The sequence below is a fragment of the Acinetobacter seifertii genome, from assembly GCF_000368065.1.
Classification (GTDB): Bacteria; Pseudomonadota; Gammaproteobacteria; order Pseudomonadales; family Moraxellaceae; genus Acinetobacter; species Acinetobacter seifertii.
On sequence record NZ_KB851203.1, the window covers coordinates 283,596 to 303,509 of the forward strand.

General features: G+C 38.5%; 15 protein-coding genes and 1 pseudogene. 10 read left to right on the top strand and 6 right to left on the bottom strand.

Going from position 1 to position 19,914, the window contains the following annotated elements; genetic code table 11:
• Positions 1-132: 132 nt before the first annotated feature.
• The gene (locus tag F985_RS21425) at positions 133-2,322 is read left to right on the top strand and encodes a bifunctional SulP family inorganic anion transporter/carbonic anhydrase (protein WP_025469235.1); all 2,190 of its coding nucleotides are present in this window, start codon (positions 133-135) and stop codon (positions 2,320-2,322) included.
• A gap of 73 nt (positions 2,323-2,395) precedes the next feature.
• On the opposite strand, the gene F985_RS21430 is transcribed toward F985_RS21425, so the two are convergent.
• The 4 genes from F985_RS21430 to F985_RS21445 all read right to left on the bottom strand — a co-directional run bounded on the left by F985_RS21430 (position 2,396) and on the right by F985_RS21445 (position 6,770).
• A complete protein-coding gene (locus F985_RS21430; protein ID WP_004705124.1) occupies positions 2,396-3,145 on the bottom strand; it encodes a hypothetical protein in 750 nt (249 codons plus the stop codon).
• Positions 3,146-4,069: a DUF2167 domain-containing protein gene (locus tag F985_RS21435; RefSeq protein ID WP_004705125.1), complete on the bottom strand. Its 924-nt coding sequence runs from the start codon at positions 4,067-4,069 to the stop codon at positions 3,146-3,148.
• Positions 4,070-4,322: 253 nt separating this feature from the next.
• Positions 4,323-5,213 carry an SDR family NAD(P)-dependent oxidoreductase gene (locus F985_RS21440; RefSeq protein WP_004705127.1) on the bottom strand — a complete coding sequence of 297 codons (891 nt, stop codon included), beginning with the start codon at positions 5,211-5,213 and terminating at the stop codon, positions 4,323-4,325.
• 273 nt (positions 5,214-5,486) lie between these two features.
• Positions 5,487-6,770, bottom strand: a complete 1,284-nt coding sequence (locus F985_RS21445) for an O-acetylhomoserine aminocarboxypropyltransferase/cysteine synthase family protein (RefSeq protein WP_031944572.1) — start codon at positions 6,768-6,770, stop codon at positions 5,487-5,489.
• 255 nt (positions 6,771-7,025) lie between these two features.
• On the opposite strand from F985_RS21445, the gene F985_RS21450 reads away from it, so the two are divergent.
• The gene (locus F985_RS21450) at positions 7,026-8,747 is read left to right on the top strand and encodes a thiamine pyrophosphate-dependent enzyme (protein WP_004705130.1); all 1,722 of its coding nucleotides are present in this window, start codon (positions 7,026-7,028) and stop codon (positions 8,745-8,747) included.
• Between the two features lie 220 nt (positions 8,748-8,967).
• On the top strand, positions 8,968-10,629 hold the full coding sequence (gene ettA, locus F985_RS21455; protein ID WP_004705132.1) for an energy-dependent translational throttle protein EttA: 1,662 nt from the start codon (positions 8,968-8,970) through the stop codon (positions 10,627-10,629).
• 42 nt (positions 10,630-10,671) lie between these two features.
• On the opposite strand, the gene F985_RS21460 is transcribed toward ettA, so the two are convergent.
• Both F985_RS21460 and F985_RS26235 read right to left on the bottom strand, forming a co-directional pair.
• Entirely contained in the window at positions 10,672-11,052 is a 381-nt protein-coding gene (locus tag F985_RS21460; protein WP_004705135.1) for a tetratricopeptide repeat protein, read from the bottom strand.
• Positions 11,053-11,420: 368 nt separating this feature from the next.
• Positions 11,421-11,536: pseudogene (locus tag F985_RS26235) on the bottom strand (hypothetical protein); the annotation flags it as partial.
• Positions 11,537-11,814: 278 nt separating this feature from the next.
• On the opposite strand from F985_RS26235, the gene F985_RS21465 reads away from it, so the two are divergent.
• The 7 genes from F985_RS21465 to F985_RS21490 all read left to right on the top strand — a co-directional run bounded on the left by F985_RS21465 (position 11,815) and on the right by F985_RS21490 (position 19,788).
• Positions 11,815-12,213, top strand: coding sequence for a cation efflux protein, CzcI-like (locus F985_RS21465; RefSeq protein WP_025469236.1), 399 nt, complete (start codon positions 11,815-11,817; stop codon positions 12,211-12,213).
• Positions 12,214-12,443: 230 nt separating this feature from the next.
• Complete coding sequence (locus F985_RS21470; protein ID WP_025467861.1) at positions 12,444-13,061, top strand: methyltransferase family protein; 618 nt, start codon at positions 12,444-12,446, stop codon at positions 13,059-13,061.
• A gap of 137 nt (positions 13,062-13,198) precedes the next feature.
• On the top strand, positions 13,199-13,372 hold the full coding sequence (locus F985_RS25505; protein WP_002050594.1) for a hypothetical protein: 174 nt from the start codon (positions 13,199-13,201) through the stop codon (positions 13,370-13,372).
• Positions 13,373-13,569: 197 nt separating this feature from the next.
• The gene (locus F985_RS21475; protein ID WP_025465216.1) at positions 13,570-13,965 is read left to right on the top strand and encodes a cation efflux protein, CzcI-like; all 396 of its coding nucleotides are present in this window, start codon (positions 13,570-13,572) and stop codon (positions 13,963-13,965) included.
• Positions 13,966-14,022: 57 nt separating this feature from the next.
• Positions 14,023-15,432, top strand: coding sequence for a TolC family protein (locus F985_RS21480; protein ID WP_004705145.1), 1,410 nt, complete (start codon positions 14,023-14,025; stop codon positions 15,430-15,432).
• Positions 15,432-16,640, top strand: a complete 1,209-nt coding sequence (locus tag F985_RS21485; RefSeq protein WP_004705147.1) for an efflux RND transporter periplasmic adaptor subunit — start codon at positions 15,432-15,434, stop codon at positions 16,638-16,640. The genes F985_RS21480 and F985_RS21485 overlap by 1 nt, the downstream gene beginning before the upstream one ends.
• Positions 16,630-19,788 carry an efflux RND transporter permease subunit gene (locus F985_RS21490; protein ID WP_004705148.1) on the top strand — a complete coding sequence of 1,053 codons (3,159 nt, stop codon included), beginning with the start codon at positions 16,630-16,632 and terminating at the stop codon, positions 19,786-19,788. The genes F985_RS21485 and F985_RS21490 overlap by 11 nt, the downstream gene beginning before the upstream one ends.
• Positions 19,789-19,914 lie beyond the last annotated feature (126 nt).

The window sequence follows — 19,914 nt, forward strand, 5'->3', positions numbered from 1 at the left end:
GTTATAGCATAACTCAACTTTAACCCTTTTCAGTTGTCAGACAATATCGACAAAGCCTTGAAGTAAGTTCCTCACTTTCAGGCAGTTACATTAAAAATTGATTATTTTTTTATATTATAAATGGTTGTTTTTATGCCGGCTTTAGAACTGAAAAATAGATTTCATTTAAACGATCTACTCTCGGGAGTGGTCGTATTTCTCGTGGCGTTACCCTTATGTTTGGGTATTGCCTTAGCCTCAGGCGCTCCAATCATTTCGGGTATTATTGCCGGGATTGTTGGTGGAATTATTGTTGGCCTACTGAGTGGTTCTCACATCAGTGTCTCTGGCCCAGCAGCAGGGCTGACTGCGGTCATCCTTGTACAGTTAGATCAATTAGGCGGCAACTATGCCGCCTTTTTATTGTGTATTGTATTTGCAGGAATTTTACAAATTCTATTTGGAATATTTAAGTTAGGTTTCTTTGCTAACTTTATTCCAAACAACGTCATTTTAGGATTATTGGCTGCTATTGGTGCCATTCTGATTGTGACTCAGTTGCCATATTTATTTGGGCTGACTGACTTTTCATGGGAAAACGTTTGGACTGCTACACCTGATACTTTTCTTCAGCACTTTGACGCTGGCGCAGCACTTATTGGCCTACTGAGTTTATTTTTAATTTTAGCTTGGGATAATAGTCCACTTAAAAAGTTGGCCATACCTTCGGCTTTAATTGCTGTGGTCATTGCAGCAGTTTTAAATTTTGTGTTAATGAATATCGGCTCGCCTTGGGCCGTACAAACCAATAATTTGATTCAACTACCAAACATATTGCAAGCGCCGCAAGAGGTATTGGTTTTTCCAGACTTTAGCTATCTGACTGAACCATTAATTTATACTGGAGCTATTACACTCGCGATTGTGGCGTCTTTAGAGACATTACTAAACCTAGAAGCCGCAGATAAACTTGATCCTCAAAAGCGTTCATCTCCACCTAATCGTGAACTGTGGGCACAAGGCGCGGGCAATATTGTTTCAGGTTTAATTGGCGGCATGCCAGTCACTTCAGTCATTGTCCGCAGTTCTGTAAATGCAAATACAGGCGCACGTAGTAAATATTCCACGATTATTCACGGCATATTATTGCTACTAGCAGTTTTATTCTTTGTTCAACTCATGAATATGATTCCATTGTCTGCGCTTGCAGCGATATTAATCGTGACTGGTTTTAAACTGACTCATCCAAAGCTATTTAAACAGCTTTATCAAAAAGGCTGGAAACAGTTTTTACCTTTCATTATCACCCTTGTTGCAATCTTGCTGACAGACTTATTAACCGGAATTTTGGTGGGTTTATTTACCAGTAGCGCATTTATTTTATATGGCAACTTCAATAAAGGCGTTCGTGTTTATAAAGAAAAGCATTTACACGGAATCGTGACCCGTATTGAGCTTCCATCACAAGTGACTTTTCTTAATCGTTCAGCGCTCATTTCTGCATTGGAGCATGTTCATAAAGATCAGCAGTTGATTATTGATGCTACTCAATGTGACTCGATTGATCCCGATATATATCAGGTCATTCAAGATTATCAAAATGAAACAGCAGTTAAGCGTCAGGTTGATTTGAAGCTTATAGGGTTTAAACAGCACTATGAAGAAGTAGATGATGCAGTTCTTGATATCTACATTAGTACTAGAGATTTACAGCGTAAATTAAGTCCGCAGCAGGTGGTTACTTTACTTAAAGAAGGTAATGAACGTTTCGTAAAAAATGAACGTTTACAACGTGATATTTACCGTCAAATCCGTGTCACTGCAGATGAAGGTCAACACCCGATTGCGGCTGTTTTGGGATGTATGGATTCACGTGCGCCTACCGAAATGATTTTTGATGTAGGGATTGGTGATCTATTTAGTTTAAGGATTGCTGGTAATATCGCAGGTCAAAAAGTATTAGGTTCACTTGAGTTTGCCTGTCAGGCCAAAGGTTCTAAAGTCATTTTAGTTTTAGGTCATACCGACTGCGGAGCAGTGACCAGTGCATGTCAGCTAAGGTTACAGGAAAAACAAGTTTCTGATGTCAAAGAAATGCCGCATATTCAATATGTGCTTGGACCACTCATGCGTTCGGTAGAAAGCGTATATGACATTATGCAACCACGTGAGTTAAACAAAGCTTTTATTAATCAGGTGACAGCAATAAACGTTCACTACAACATCCAATATATTATTAATAACAGTACAGTACTTAAAGACTTGCTAGACCGTGGTGAGATTGCAATTATTGGTGCGATTTACGATGTTAAAACAGGGCATGTTGAATTTTTAGATGCGTAATGTTCTTTAGTCTAAATTTAAGCAGTAAATTGATTATATGAATAATAAAAAGCCCCTGATAAGGGGCTTTTTATTATTCATTTTTATAGCTTAAGTCTTGAGATGCGATAAGTTGTTGCTCTTTATGTTCAATCTTAGAGATACTTTCTTGGTTTGATATTGATTTTAATACTTTGAGATCTTTCAAGATATTATTTAAAAAGTCTTGATAACCTTTTTTAGTCAGAATCTGTTTAGCTAGGAGAGTTCCCTCAGACTTTACTGCATAATTTAAGCTTATTTTCCTTAATAAATTTAAAGAAAAAGGGGGGCACAAAAAAGTATCAAGTGCTAGTTGTGAAACTTTACTCCAAGAAAGCTTTAATTTTTTTCTTTTAGATATCACATAAAAAATATTAATCAGATTTAAAAAATAAATCGTAGTAATAGTGATAGCTAGAATGACGTAATTCAACTTTAATAAAAAAATTATAGGTAATAATATAAGAATCAGTATAAATAAAATAATATTGACGAACTGAAGGGGTTTTAGAGTAGCTGTTATGAGCTGAATATTTTCTATATCCTCACGAGAGAGTACCTGATTTTTGAAATCATTTAGTCTCCATGAGCATTTGAAAACAAGTTGATAAGGTAAAAAAAACTCAAAAATTACTAGATATTTGCTAAGAAAGTTTAACTTTTTAGAAATGAATTGTGCTTTAAAAGAGTGTTTAAAGCCTTTTTTAATAATGAATTCATTATAAAAATAAAGGTAAGTTGAGTCATATATATAGAACCCAACTATACCTAAAACCAAAAGAGATTCTAAAGAAAGATGCATTTATGATTTATTTCTTTTGAAAAGTGAGCTAATCCATCCACCTACAGCAATTACACCTACAGCAATAAATTTCCAAGCTGCTGCAAAGAATGCCGCAATTACAGCCCAAAAACCTTTTTTAGTTGCAACAACTGCTGCGCCACCTGCGATTAAGGCTGCTAAGCCATATCCAGCAATTTTATCGCCTTCTTTATATTCAGCGTATTTCTCACCAAAGTTATAGTCAAATCCGTTTAAACTCTTTTTAAACTCATCAATATTCTGTGTAAGTTGTTCTTCATCAGATACAAGCGTTGCGCTAGTTACACCTGTACGGCCTAATATGCGAATCGTGTAATTGATTATTTCTGAATTATCTTCTGAACGTACTTTTAAAGCCCATTCTAATCGTTTGGTTTGATTATCATAATGGGGAGGAACTGCCCAGCCTACAGTATAAAGTTTAGGTAATCCTAAGCGAGTTCTTTCTTCATTGGATGGGCCATCTGATTCTTTAAGTTGTTTTAATAACGCATCAGCATCAATTTTTTCATCATCTTTTACATAACCAGATGGATCAAAATTAAAGGTTGCCCACCATGTTTCATTTGGTGAAACAAGAATATTTGTGCTTCCATCCGTTAAATTTCCAGTAAGTTCTAAAAATTTATCTGAATTTTTGGGATCTAGAAAACCTTCATCTTTAAGTGTATTTAAGGTTGCGACATTAGCGACATTTTCTTTTTTGGGTCCTATATGCCAATCTAGTTTAGACATTGGATTTTCATTTGTTTGTGGTGTCGATTGATTATTGGTAGTAGTTTTTTCAGTATTTTCTGATGCATGTACACCACAAGGAATAGAAAGAGTTCCGAGTGTTGTAAAACTAATTGAAATTGCATAAACCAATGGGCGTATTTTTTTTGAGTGTAAAGGATTTAACATGAAGTTCTCACAATGAATTTTAAAGTTCAGCTTTATAGCAATTTATTTTTTGCGTCATTTATTTGTTTATATTAAATTATTTTTATTTAAAATTAAAATATTTATTAAATTTAAAGTATATATTAGATAGAAGGTTCAATAATAATTATTAATACGACATAAAATATTTTATTGGAAATCTAGATTTTGCTAATAAAAAAGCAGAACAAGTGTGTTCTGCTTTTTTATTATTAACTCATCTTAATATGCCGAATTACCAATGTTCACCTGGGAAAATTCGTGCATAAGCTTTTTGTGCCCAGTTCAATTTCTCAGCTTTTTGGCCTTTTGCTGCATCAGAACTTGGGAACAGGCGGAAACCAATCGACATAAACATGTTGTTGATGCCCGGCGCGACTGAATACGTCATAGACGCTAAACGACCTAAGTTAGTTGCAATACGTTTTGGACGTTTCACAATTGCATAAGCAATTAAGTCAGCTGCTTGTTCAGGTGAAAGGGTCGGTACGTATTTATAAATTTTGGTTGGTGCGATCATTGGGGTACGCACTAAAGGCATATAAATTGATGTGATCGCAATTTTATGCGCATGAACTTCGGCAGAAAGACAGCGACTAAATGCATCAAGCGCAGCTTTAGAAGCGACATAAGCAGAGAAGCGTGTTGCATTTGCTAATACGCCGATTGAACTAATATTAATAATTTGACCGTCTTTACGTTGAATCATGTGAGGCAAAATATTAAGCACCATTCGTACAGCGCCAAAGTAGTTTAATTGCATGGTACGTTCAAAGTCATGGAAACGATCATAAGACTCATGAACAGCACGACGAATAGAGCGACCTGCGTTATTGATTAAAATATCAATATGATCAACAGAAGCTAAAATATCTTTAGAAACCTGATCAATCATGTCCATGTCGTTAAGATCACATGGGAAAATTGATGCCTGACCGCCACGGCTTTCAATATCTGCTTTCACTTCTTCTAATGTTTCTTGAGTACGGGCAACCAGTAAAACATGCGCACCAGCGTCAGCAAGTTTGTTCGAAACCGTTAAACCGATTCCACTTGAGGCACCTGTCACTAAAATGACTTTACCTTGTACCTTTTCTTGGAACAGAGCTTCTAATTTTTTATTCACAGCATTTTACCTAAGTAGGGGCAGGGGCTATTTATTCCGGTATGTAATTTTTATTTTTTACAACCGTTGGTTCATCCTGATGAACTCCTAAATATTGCCCTATCTTAATAGATGTATAAAAATTGTCTAGTGTGTAAATATATGAAATTTAACAATTTATTTAGAGTAAAAACTCTAAATTATTACCCTAATCCATTAATTATTGTGAAGGGTTAAATCAAATGAGAATAAAAAAGCCTCTATATTCCAGAGGCTTATTTATTGGTTTAAAAATTATACAGATGAAAGTGCTTGTTCTAAGTCGGCAATCAGGTCATCAACATGCTCAATACCAATAGAAAGACGAACCATATCTTCACTTACCCCAGCGGCTTTTAGCTCTTGTTCATTAAGCTGGCGGTGAGTGGTTGTTGCAGGGTGGCAAGCCAGACTTTTAGCATCACCAATATTCACAAGACGAGTAAATAGCTGTAGTGCGTCAATGAAACGAGTACCTCCTTCACGACCATCTTGAACACCAAAGGATAAAATTGCAGAAGGTTTACCTTTTACATATTTTTGTGCAAGTTGGTGTTGTGGGTGATCTTTTAAGCCTGCGTAATTGACCCATTTTACTTTTTGATGATTTTGCAAATATTCCGCGACTTTCTGTGCATTTTCAGTATGGCGTTCCATCCGTAAATTAAGCGTTTCTAGACCCTGTAAAATTAAGAAAACACTGAGCGGGCTAATCGCAGCCCCTGTATTACGTAATGGCACTACACGTGCTCGCGCAATATAAGCTGCCTCACCTAATGCTTCGACATAGTTCACACCATGATAGCTTGGGTCTGGTGTATTCAAAACTTTAAAACGCTCTGGATATTTACCCCAAGGAAATTTGCCGCTATCGACAATTGCACCGCCAATACTATTGCCATGGCCACCAATATATTTAGTAAGCGAATGGATAACGATATCAGCCCCATATTGAAATGGCTTTAATAAAGCAGGGGTGGCAACCGTGTTATCGACAACGACAGGTACACCATATTCATGGGCGATTTTTGAAATTGCTTCTAGATCAATGATATTGCCGAGCGGGTTACCAATTGACTCAACAAAGACAAGTTTAGTTTTATCATCAATTAAATTGCGCAAGCTTTCAGGCTTTTGATAATCAAAAAAGCGAACTTCAATTCCTTGTTTTGGTAGTGTATGGGCAAATAAGTTATATGTACCGCCATATAAAGTTGAGACAGAAGCAATATTATCTCCAGCTTCAGTAATGGTCTGAATGGCATAAGTAATAGCTGCCATTCCTGATGCCAAAGCTAAAGCACCAATGCCTCCTTCGAGTGCAGCAAGGCGTTGCTCAAGTACAGCAGTGGTCGGGTTCATAATACGGGTATAAATATTACCTTGTACTTTTAAGTCGAAAAGGTCTGCACCATGCTGGGTATTATCGAAGGCATAAGAAGTGGTTTGATAAATAGGAACAGCGACTGCTTTGGTTGTTGCTTCAGGAGTGTAGCCTGCGTGAATGGCTAAGGTTTCGTCTCGGTATGTATGTGACATTGTTATCATCGAAGTGGTCAAAGAATAATCCAGATTTTTTAGCATACTCTTTATGCATGATTTAGATATTTTTATGTAAAGTTCAGCAGTTTTAAGCATAAAAGAACTTAGTTTAATTTTTCCAGATCACTAAATTGAATTTACATGATGTTGAGAGAACGCCACAAAAACTTACTGGCAGTCTGAACCTTGCAAGAACACTATAAAAAGCAAAAGTAATTCAATTCATGATAAAAAAGCTGGAGAAGTGAAGTAATGAGTACTCAAAAAGTATCTGACATTATCATTGAGGTGCTGGAACAAGCAGGTGTTCAACGTTGCTACGGTATTGTGGGTGACACCTTAAACCATGTCACCGACTCCATGTCTAAGAGTAAAATTGAATGGATTCATGTGCGCCACGAAGAGGTTGGTGGCTTTGCAGCAGGTACGGATGCTTTACTCAGTGGTCACTTAACGGCATGTGCAGGATCTTGTGGACCAGGGAGTCTGCACTTTATTAATGGTTTGTATGAATCGCATCGTAATCGTGCCCCAGTCATCTTGATTGCCAGCCAGATTTCCACCGAGATGGCCGGATTTATCGACTTTCCACAATATGTCGATTTTAAATCGGTTTATGCCAAAAATTCGGTTTTCTGTGAAGAAATAACCCAACCTTCACAAGCCAGACATATTATGAGTATGGCTTGTCAGGCTGCACTGACCAAGCGTGGTGTCGCCGTAGTCATTGTTCCTGCGAATATCAGTGAAGCGTCAGCTGAAGCAGGTCTACCTTTTGTACCACGCCAAACAGATCCCGATATTTTGCCGAGTAAATCTGAGCTCAAACAGATTGTTGATCTGATTTCACAGCATCAAAAAATTGGAATTTATGCAGGGGCAGGATGTGAGGGTGCGCATGACCAACTGGTGGCTTTTGCAGAGAAGTTAAAAGCTCCCGTAGCACATACTTCCCGTGCCAAAGATTTTGTCGAATATGACAATCCATACAATATGGGTATGACAGGTATTTTTGGTAATAAAGCGGGTTATCACACCCTTATGGATTGTGATTTACTAATTTTACTGGGTGCCGATTTTGCATGGGCACAGTACTATCCAAGTCATGCCAAAATCTTGCAGATTGATATTGATCCGACTCATTTGGGGCGACGCCATCCAATTACATTGGGTGCCGTGGGTAAAATTTCATCGACGCTCGATGCTTTATTGCCACTACTTGAAACACGTCATGAGCGTGACTTTCTAGATCATTGTCTTGCGCTGAAACATCAGAGTGATGAAACACGTCATAACGAAGAACGGGTAGGTAAAGATGGGCTGATCCATCCACAATATCTAGTTTCGCTACTCAACCGCTATGCAGATCAGGATGCAATTTTCTTCGGAGATGGTGGTTCACCGATGGTATGGGTATTAAGACATATTGACGTCAATGGCAAACGTCGAACCTTTACCAGCTTATTACATGGCACTATGGCCAATGCCATGCCACAAGCACTTGGAGCACAAAAAGCATTTCCGAATCGCCAGATTATTGCATTGTGTGGAGATGGTGGCTTAGCCATGTTACTGGGAGACCTGCTCACTACAATTCAGGAAAAATTACCCATCAAGATTGTGGTATTTAACAATAGTTCGTTGAATTTTGTAGAGCTTGAACAAAAAGTTGAAGGACTACTTGACCATTATACTGATTTGCTCAATCCTGATTTTGGTCAACTTGCCAATGTCATTGGGTTACATGGGCAAACAATAAAGCATGGCGACGGGTTGGAGCAGGCGGTTGAAAGTTTTTTAAAACACGATGGTCCAGCTTTACTCGATGTTCATACCAATCCGATGGAACTGGTAATGCCGCCAGATCCTAACCTGAATCAGGTTTCATCAACCTCACTCTATGCAATTAAAGCATTAATGTCGGGTCGGGTAGATGATGTTAAAAACTTATTAGTCAATAATTTCATTAAATAAATCTATGTAAATCAGTTCAACTCTCCGCATTCTGATAAGTGAAAAATGCATGATTCAAGGTCATGCATTTTTTATATCAGGAAACAATTTTGACGACATTTATCAGTCATAAAAACCGATTAAACTCAATCACGCCTTATTTTTTTGCCGCGTTCAGCATATAATAGCTACTATTTTTCGCTCATTGCGATCTGTTGGTTTTTCAATTGAGGAGTCCTGCGTGGCCCAATATATTTATACGATGAACCGAGTGTCTAAGATGGTTCCGCCAAAGCGCGAAATCTTAAAAGACATCTCTTTATCATTTTTCCCGGGTGCCAAAATTGGTGTTCTCGGTTTGAACGGTGCGGGTAAATCTACCTTGCTTCGTATTATGGCTGGCGTAGATAAAGATTTCTCAGGTGAAGCTCGTGCACAACCTGGAATTAAAATCGGCTATTTAGAGCAAGAGCCGCCACTTGATCCAACTAAAGACGTTCGTGGTAACGTTGAAGATGGCGTACGTGAAGCTTTAGATGCTTTAGAGCGTCTAGATCAGGTATTTGCAGAATATGCAGACCCAGATGCAGATTTTGATGCGCTTGCAAAAGAGCAGGAAAAATTAGAATCAATTATCCATGCTTGGGATGCGCACAACCTAAATAACCAGCTTGAAATCGCGGCAGATGCCTTGAACCTTCCAGCTTGGGATGCAGATGTAACATTACTTTCAGGTGGTGAACGTCGTCGTGTAGCGCTTTGTCGTTTATTGCTTTCTAAGCCGGACATGCTTCTTCTTGACGAACCGACGAACCATTTGGATGCAGAGTCTGTATCTTGGTTAGAGCGTTTCTTGAAAGATTTCCCTGGCACAATCGTTGCGATTACGCATGACCGTTATTTCCTTGATAACGTTGCCGAGTGGATCTTGGAGCTTGACCGTGGGCATGGTATTCCTTACCAAGGTAACTACTCTTCTTGGTTAGAACAGAAAAATGCTCGTTTAGAACAAGAGCAGAAACAAGAAGAATCTTTTGCTAAAGCATTGAAAAAAGAACTTGAATGGGTTCGTTCAAATGCGAAGGGTCAGCAAAAGAAAAACAAAGCACGTATGGAACGTTTTGAAGAGCTTAACTCTAAAGAATTCCAACAACGTAATGAAACGTCTGAAATCTATATTCCACCTGGCCCGCGTTTGGGTAATAAAGTTGTGGAAGTGGAAGGCATCAGCAAATCATTCGATGGTCGCTTGTTGTACGAAAACTTAACGTTTACCGTACCTCCAACAGCTATTGTGGGTATCGTTGGTCCAAACGGTGCGGGTAAAACCACTTTATTCCGTATGATGACTGGTGAACAGCAACCGGATACGGGTACTGTGACTTTAGGTGAGTCGGTTAAAGTGGCTTACGTAGGTCAGATTCGTGACACCTTGGATAACAATAAAACGGTTTGGGAAGAAGTTTCTGGCGGTTTAGATATCCTGAAAATTGGTGATTACGAAATCGCATCACGTGCTTATATTGGTCGCTTTAACTTTAAAGGCCAAGATCAGCAAAAACGTGTAGGTGAATTGTCTGGTGGTGAACGTAACCGTTTACAACTTGCGAAGATCTTACAGATGGGCGCAAACGTGATCTTACTGGATGAGCCATCGAACGACTTGGATATTGAAACTTTACGTGCGCTTGAGGATGCAATTCTTGTGTTCCCAGGCACGGTAATGGTGGTATCGCATGACCGTTGGTTCCTTGACCGTATTGCAACGCACATCTTGTCGTTTGAGAACGAACAGCCAGAATTCTACACTGGTAACTATGCAGAATATGAAGCTTACCGTCAGTCACGTTTAGGCGAAGATGCATCTCAAAAACGTACGAAATACAAAAAGATTACGGGTTAATTATCCGTAAATGAAAAACCAGCCTAAGGGCTGGTTTTTTTATTAGAAGGCGAGTTTACTAAAGGCTTCTTGTAGGCAGCGTTCAGCGTCGGGATGACCTTGGCTTGCTGCTTTGTTTAACCACTTTTCAGCTTCAGTGTAGTTTTTATCTAAACCAAATTGACCGTTTAAATAGCCAATACCCAGTTTAAAGGAAGCATCGGCGTTACCTCTTAAAGCTGCACGAAGATAACACCACATTGCATTGCGGTCATTTGGGGTAATATCTAACCAATTTTGCATACGCTCATGATCTTGTAGGGCTAACTCTTCAAAACGTAAGCCTTGCTCAATTTCATCCTCAGCTTGCGAATGCATATCGGCGGGTAAGTTTTCAAAGGCAAACAAGTGATTAAGCCCATGTTTGATTGTTTTCATATCCATGATAGTCTCCCCTTGTTCCTCAATTTGATTGAATTGACTCACACTTTTAAGCTAGTCCCTTATACAGAAATCTTATGTTTTATTTTGTAAATGTGATATAGCGCATTTGGATGAAAAATGATGAGGTTTTAGCTTACATAAAAGTTACACGTGTTTTTACGCTTAGCGAAATTACAATAGAAATAGCGGTGTTCCTAAGTAAAGCTAGAACTTTTAAAATTAGAAAATAAGTTTAATGAAGTTAAAAAATTCTTAAGAAAATTTATAAATATCAAACAAAAGAAATTTTTTTAAACAAAACCAGTTTAAGAACTAGTTGTTCACTATTAAGGAAATTTCTACTTAGTAAAGTCACCTCTTAAATCTGATCATATAAGAGAGGGTGCTATTATGACTACATCAAATGCCATTCCTAAAGAATAAAGTGCCATACGTGTTACACGTTTAAACGTATTTCATCTTTTTGCTGTAATGCGATCTTAAAGTTTCTAAATTATCCGCTCGGCTTTTAAGGTATTAGTGGTTTGCTAAACTTACTGTTTTGCAACTAATTGATGTGAAAGGATATAAAAGCGGCATTTATAATTTTTACAATTAGGCAGTATTTTTTCAAATCCTAATTTTTAGATTTTTAGCCACGAAAGAAAATTTAGGAACAATTTGATTTACAAGAACTGAACCTACAAATCAAGATTCTGTAATTTTATTACATGTAGATTGCCTGCTATAGTGACTTTGTGCAATTTACGTCATGGTGTACCGTTGGCACGTTCTACAGTTTTTATGTCCGTCTTGTTTAGTTTGCTTATATTCCAAAGCTTATGGAATGTGGCAGCAGCATTTTGTGTGCATGAAAATAGGGGAACAGCATTACAACATTTTGGTCATCATGCAGATTTAAATGTGTATCAATCTTCAGACCATATGCAGAATGAACATGTGGGTATTGTAGAAAATTCTGATAATGCTCCACTAAGTTGGCAAGATCATCATGATCATTTACCTTCATGTTTTCATGTAGTCATGACTGATAACGCCAAACAGGCTCAAGAACCTGTTGTATATGTACATGAGCGTTCACAAGTCTATTACTGGTCTAATTTTTATCAGTCTCCGTATCTTGGAGACTTAAATCCCCCTCCTGTTTTAACCCCGCTATAGGTGGGGTAGCCGAAAAATAACCCACTAGAAATTTATTTATTTCAAAGGGTTAATTGTATGTGTAAACAAGGCACGGTAGTCCTCTATGTGGATTACTCATTTAGATATTCACGTCTTTATTCTAATCAAAAGGCAGAATATAAGTTTCCATCAAATTTTTCTGAAGAACAGAAATATCATCTAAACAAAACAGTTACCTTGTCTCTGAGTATTCACAGTGATGGGGGATTATGGAAATGAATATTTTATTTTCCCCCCGTGTTCGAACTGTGAGTTCCAGAGTTATTGGTTTTGTTTTGGCTATTATTCTCGCTTTAAGTTTCAGCAAATGGCATTTTCAGGCGGCATTTGTAGAACATATCTTATGGGTTTTTGGATGGCTATTTGTTGGTATCGGAGTAATGGGAAGAATATGGTGCAGTCTTTACATTTCCGGATTTAAAAATGCCAAGTTAGTGACTGACGGCCCATATTCTCTGTGTCGAAATCCTCTATATCTGTTTAGCTATTTGGGAGGACTCGGAATCATGTTGATTACTGAGACTTTCATTTTTCCCATATTATTCACGCTTTATTTCTTCTGTTATTACCATTATGTCATTAGTCAAGAAGAAGCTTTTTTAAGTGAAAAATATGGAACAGCATATACAGATTATGTAAAGACAATTCCCCGTTTTTTACCCAGTTTCCAGAATTTTAAAGAACCAGATTTTTATCAAGTCTCACCAAAGCATTTTCGTCTTTTTTTGACTCAAGTCGTTTGGTTTATCTGGATTGCTGCGTTGGTCCAACTTTTTGATGAGCTGCGATCGCATGGTGTTCTTCCTTCATTATTTAGTTGGTTCTAGTAAAAAGTGAAATGTGCATGCTTTTCAAAGAATCGGAAGATTGTACTGAATTGATGAATCGAGGCATGCAAAAAATTATATGTATTTAAGGATTAACTCCTTCAATACATTCGGAATATTTAGATTAGGTGATTATGATGTTAATTAAGTTAAATATAAAATCGGCTTTGATGGTTCTATTTCTTTCAACGAGTTTGGCTCATGCTGATGGAGGATTAATATTCCTCGAAAAGAATATTAAGTCTCAGCAAGAAACGAAAGCTAAAACAGAAAAAAGTAAGAATCCTCATTTAACATGTAAACGTAAATAATTTTTATTTTTGCAGAAAGCTAATTATTTAATAATTAGCTTTCTAGCTATAAAGATAAACATTTTTAATGGCTTATTTATCTTTAATCCAAGTTATTCGGTATTGTTTCTATGTTGGCATTCAGAGATGTAATTTTATTACATGCTATGAGCCTGTTATAGTGCCCTTGTTCAACTTTTTAGTTTAATGGTGTGCTGTTGCCACGTTCTGCACTTTTTATGTCCGTCTTGTTCTGTTTGCTCATATTCCAAAGTTTATGGAATGTGGCAGCGGCATTCTGCGCCCATGAAAATCAGGAAAAAGCATTGCATCATTTTGGTCATCATGCAGCGTTGAATTATGAAATTTCACAGCATAGCCATACTGAAAAGACTGACGTCGCAGGGACCACTCACAAAGCTCCTTTGAACTTGTCTGATCATCATGATCATTTACCTTCATGTTTTCATGTTGTGATTGTAGAAGCGCAAGAAAAAATTGTTTCACCGTTAATGCGATCATCTGAGCTCAAACAACAATACTATTGGTCCAATTCTTATAAGTCCCCTCATATCTCTAAACAAGATCCGCCTCCTGTTTTAACCCTGCTATAGGTGGGGTAGCCGAAAATTAGCCCACCAGAAATATTATTTATTTCATAGGGTTATTTTATGTCTATTTTTTTATACGAAAAACGTTTCGTTAGTCTGAGTTCATCTTGGGTACTTAAATCATTAGTTGTTGCTGTTGCACTTTCAGTTAGTGTGATAACAACTGCTGCTAGTTCAAATCAAAATCTTGCTGAGAACACTCAAGCGCAGCGCGTACAGAATGTTTTAACGTTCGACCAAGTACTTGATCAGGTTAAGCAGTTTCAGACTCAAACAGGAATTTGGCAAGCTCAACAAGATATTGCAGACAGTAATATCAAGCAGAGCCAGCTATGGGAAAATCCTACTGTTTCAGTACAGCAAACGGGTTTTAACTCTGGAAAAGATCAGGAGCTTGAACTTGGTATCTCCCAAAAGCTAGATATTTTTGGTGTACGCTCCGCGGCAAAAAAACTAGCAACTGTCCAGCAAAATCAAGTTGAGTTAAATCAGGTTTTGTATGAGGCTCAACTCAAGCTGGCTGTTAAATATTTATGGTCACAAGTATCAATTTTAGAGCTTCAACATGAGGTTGCAAAAGCTCAGTTAAGAACAAGTCAAAACTTTCTTGATGCTACGCGTTTACGCTTTCAAGCAGGCAGTATTGCTCAGGTTGATTTAGACCGGACTTTAATGACGCATGTTGAAAATCAGCGTTTATATCAAGAAGTTGAATTATCACTGAGTAGTGCCAAACGAAAACTGGCGAACTTATGGGGTGAGACGGAAGATAACTTCACCTTACGTCCAGATATCAAAAGTGCTTGGCCTTTAAAAAATGAAGGTGATATCGATCAATACTTAAAACAGAATTTGTTAGAACAGTCCATGCGGCTTCAAGCAATACAGCAAAATTCTGAAATTAATTATTTAAAAGCAAAAAATCGCCCTACGCCTACGGTAAATATGGGTGTGGTTCGTAGTAAAACTGCAGATACAAATAGTACTGAAAATCAGATTCGAGTAGGTATTGCAGTTCCCTTAAATATTTTTAATCGTCAACAATATGCCCTGAAAATTGCTCAAAGCAAACTTGATTTAATTGCTCAGCAGCAAAGTTTTTATAAAAAGCAAAGCTTAGATTCTATACGCACCTTACAGTACGAGTTGGCTGGTTTAAAGCAGCAATATAACTTGATGAATGAACAGCAGATTCCTTTATCAGAAACGGTACAGGAGAAAATGTTGCTTGGTTTCAAAGTCGGTAAATTTGCAATTACTGATGTTCAGCAATCTACCTTGCAATTACAAGAACAAAGGTTGAAAAAAGTTCAACTACTTAAATCTGCTTGGCAAAAAGCAATTGAAGCAGAAAGTTTAGCTCTCGGGATCGATCCTAATATGGTGATGGCTGGGGATGCATTAAATCAAATCAATCAAAATTTATGGCAAGACACTTATAAGTTGCCGACAGTTGGAGGGGCAGATTAATGTCAGTTAAAAAAATGAAAAACCAATGGCTTATTGCTATTTTGCTCCTGATAGTCTGTCTTGTTATAAGTGCTTGGTTATTTTTCTCAGGGAAAAAACAGCCTAATACTGAGAAAAGTGAAGAAGGACATACAGAAGGTGAAGCAGGCCATAGTGAGTCTGAAAAAGAGGAAGGAAGTTTAAATCTGACTTCTAAGCAACTGGTTGAATATGGTGTGAAGTTAGAGCAAGTAGGGCGTGGGGAGGTTGAGCAGAGTCTCTCTTATCCTGCCAAACTTGTCGTAAATACAGATCAGCAAGCACATGTCTCTTCTACTTTTTCTGCACGAGTGGATAGTGTAAATGTTGCGCTGGGACAACAAGTTGAAAAGGGTCAGGCGCTTGCGACTTTATTTGTACCAGATTTGGTCGATCAACAAGCTAACTTAAGCATGGCACAAGAAGCACTCACATTAGCTCAGCAAGATTATCAACGTGAAAAGCAATTGTGGGAACAAGGTGTTTCAGCACGTCAAGATTATCAGCGTGCTTACAATGCTTATCGTCAGGCACAAATTCAGGTACAAGCTGCAAATAGCCGTTTAAGTGCCTTGGGAGCGAATCGTTCAAGTAGCGGTCGATATGTTTTAACAGCGCCTTTAAGCGGTGTAATCAGCAATAAAGACATCGTCATTGGTGAGCAAATTGGCCCTGAAAAACAGTTATTTGTGATTGATCGCCTAGATCAGCTATGGGTTGAGTTTGTGTTACCAAGTACAAATACCAATATTCAGCCTAATCAGGAAATTGAATTTAAATCACTGCAAACGAACAATATTTTCAAAGCGCAGGTACAAAGTTTAACTTCAGAAGCGGATAGTCAAACTGGTCGATTACAGGTTCGTGCCAAGGTGCTGACACCTTCAAAAGAATTACGTCCTAACTTAATGGTCAACGTGTTACTGAAACAAAATAATGCAGCGACGGTATTACGGGTTAACAAGGCAGCGGTACAACAGATTGATGGAAAGAATGTGGTCTTTGTTGCAAAACAAGAGAAAGACAAAATTCATTTCGCTCCAGTTACCGTAGAGTTAGGCAATTATTCTTCAGATGCACAATGGGTCGAGGTTAAATCCGGAATTACTGAAAAGCAGCAATATGTGACTCAAGGTAGTTTCTTGCTCAAGTCCGAACTTGAAAAAGGGGAGGCTGAGCATGGACATTAATAAACCTGATTTGCCAGAGGCTGAAGGTTTGTTTGATCGGATCATTCAGTTTTCAATTAAAAATGCCATCTGGGTCATGATGTTTGTTATTGCTTGGATTGGTGTTGGAATTTATAGCTACCAGAAACTTTCAATTGATGCCGTGCCAGATATCACCAATGTGCAGGTACAAATCAATAGTCAGGCCAATGGTTTTACGGCACCAGAAGTTGAGCAAAGGATCACTTATCCGATTGAAAATGCCATGTCTGGTATTCCAAATCTGGAACAGACGCGTTCAATTTCCAGATATGGTCTTTCTCAGGTCACGATTATCTTTAAAGATGGTACAGATATTTACTGGGCAAGACAGCTGATTAACCAGCGTTTACAAGAGGCTAAGAGTGCTTTACCCGATAGCATTGATCCACAAATGTCTCCAATTTCAACTGGACTGGGTGAGATTTATCAATGGGTGGTAAAAGCAGAGCCAAATGCCAAAAAAGCAGATGGTTCAGCCTATAGCGCGATGGATCTACGTGAAATTCAAGACTGGATTATTCGTCCTCAGTTACAACGCGTACAAGGGGTAGCCGAGGTTAATAGTATTGGTGGATATAACAAAACCTATGTGGTTTCACCAGATCTGACGCGGTTACAGCAGTTGCAGATTCCACTCACCGACTTACAGGATGCGCTTCAAAATAACAATGAAAACCGCGGTGCTGGATTTATTGAAGAGAATGGTCAGCAACTCACAGTTCGTGTTCCGGGTATGCTGACGTCGATACAAGACATTCAGAACGTTACGGTCGCAACTAAAAACGGTTTACCTATACGGGTTGCTGATGTGGCTTCAGTATCGATTGGTCATGACTTGCGTACTGGTGGTGCTACCTATAATGGACAGGAAACTGTTTTAGGTATCGCCATGATGATGATGGGTGAAAACAGTAAAACCATTGCCAAAGCGATTGATCAGAAAGTTCAAGAAATTCAAAAATCACTCCCACAGGGTGTTGTGATTGAGACAGTCTATGATCGTAGTAGTCTCGTAGATAAAGCGATTAAAACGGTAGCCAAAAATTTGATTGAAGGGGCGATTTTAGTCATTGTTATCCTTTTCATTTTTTTAGGAAACTTTCGCGCCGCTTTAATCACCGCTTGTATTATTCCCTTGGCAATGCTTTTTACCTTAACGGGTATGGCAGAACAAAAAATCAGTGCTAACCTCATGAGCTTAGGAGCTTTAGACTTCGGGATCATTGTGGATGGGGCAGTTGTTATTGTTGAAAACTGTATTCGGCGTTTAGCTGAAGCACAGCATTTAAAAGGCCGTTTATTAACACGTTCAGAACGTTTTACAGAGGTCTTCCTCGCAGCTAAACAGGCACGACGCCCACTAATATTTGGTCAGATCATTATTATGGTCGTGTACCTACCAATTTTTGCTCTGGCAGGCGTAGAAGCAAAAATGTTCCATCCTATGGCAATGACCGTTGTCCTAGCGCTATTGGGAGCAATTATTCTATCTGTGACCTTTGTACCGGCAGCTGTCGCTTTGTTTGTTACGGGTGAAGTGAAGGAAAAAGAAAGCCGTTGGATGATGACCTTGAAAAAAGGTTATGCAGGCTTACTCGATAAAGCATATGCCTTCCGATATGTTGTTGTCACAGCAGCGGTCAGCATCTTGATTTTGACAAGTGCAATTGCAACAAGAGTGGGAAGTGAGTTCGCGCCTCAGTTAAGTGAAGGTGATTTTGCGTTGCAACTCATGCGTGCACCGAGTACAGGTATAGAGGAATCACTTAAGATTCAGGAGAACGTTGAAAAACAGTTACTGAAAGCTTTCCCCGAAATTAAAGCCATTTTTGCCAGAACAGGAACGGCAGAGGTTGCTACAGATGTGATGCCTCCTAATATTTCTGATGGTATTGTGCTATTAAAACCACACGATCAGTGGCCAAACCCTAAAGAAACAATAGATGAATTGCGTGCCAGAATGCTGCAATTCGTTAACCAGATTCCTGGTAATAACAGTGAATTCTCACAACCAATTGAACTACGTTTTAATGAGCTTATTTCAGGTGTACGAAGTGATATTGGTGTGAAAGTTTTTGGGGATGATATGCAGGTCCTCAATCAGGAAGCGGAGAAAATAGCCCAACAACTACGTAGTATTCAAGGTGCTAGTGAAGTTAAGGTTGAACAGACTGACGGTTTGCCATTACTGAATGTAGATGTTGATCATGCATTGGCTGCCCAATACGGATTATCAGTTAAATCGATTCAGGATATTGTGGCTGCCAGCATCGGTGGGCAGAGTGTAGGACAAATTTTACAGGGTGATAGACGTTTCGATTTTGTGATCCGCCTACAGGAAAACATGCGTACACCTCAGCAGTTAGCCCAGTTACCGATTCGCTTACCAAACGGTGGTTTGATCCAGTTACAAGACGTTGCTAAGGTTGAGAATATTTTAGGCCTTGCTCAAGTAAGTCGTGAAAATGGTAAACGCCGTGTTGTTGTGACAGCAAATGTGCGTGATCGGGACCTTGGGTCTTTTGTACAAGAAATGCAAAGCAAGCTATCACAGCAAAAGCTACCTAGCGGTTATTGGTTAGGCTATGGCGGACAGTTTGAGAATCTTGCTTCTGCTACTGCAAGAATGCAAATCGTCGTACCTATGGCACTCATCATGATCTTTGTGTTGCTGATGGCTGTATTTAGCAATTTTAAAGATAGCTTACTGGTATTTAGTGGTGTTCCTTTCGCTTTATCCGGTGGATTAGTCGCTTTATGGTTGAGGGATATTCCACTTTCCATGTCTGCTGGGGTCGGATTCATCGCTTTATCGGGTGTTGCTGTATTGAATGGTCTGGTCATGCTCACATTTATTAAAGAGCTAAGAATAACCTTAAATGTTCATGCGGCAACTTGGAAAGGAGCGGTATTACGATTACGTCCAGTATTAATGACAGCATTCGTAGCTTCACTTGGTTTCATTCCGATGGCCTTGGCGACAGGAACCGGAGCAGAAGTACAACGACCTTTGGCAACGGTTGTAATTGGTGGCATTATTTCATCTACGATATTAACTTTGGTTTTATTACCAGTGATTTACCGATGGATGAATGAAAGCAAAGCAAAAAACGCTGAGCATTCATAATGTCATCGTTTTGAGATATCTTTTTTGATGACAGCGTCAATTCAAAAAAGTATTTGAAAGAGGTAAAAGTAAAATGTATCTATTGTTACTTTTACCTCTCCATAAAGATAAATAATAAGGAGTCCG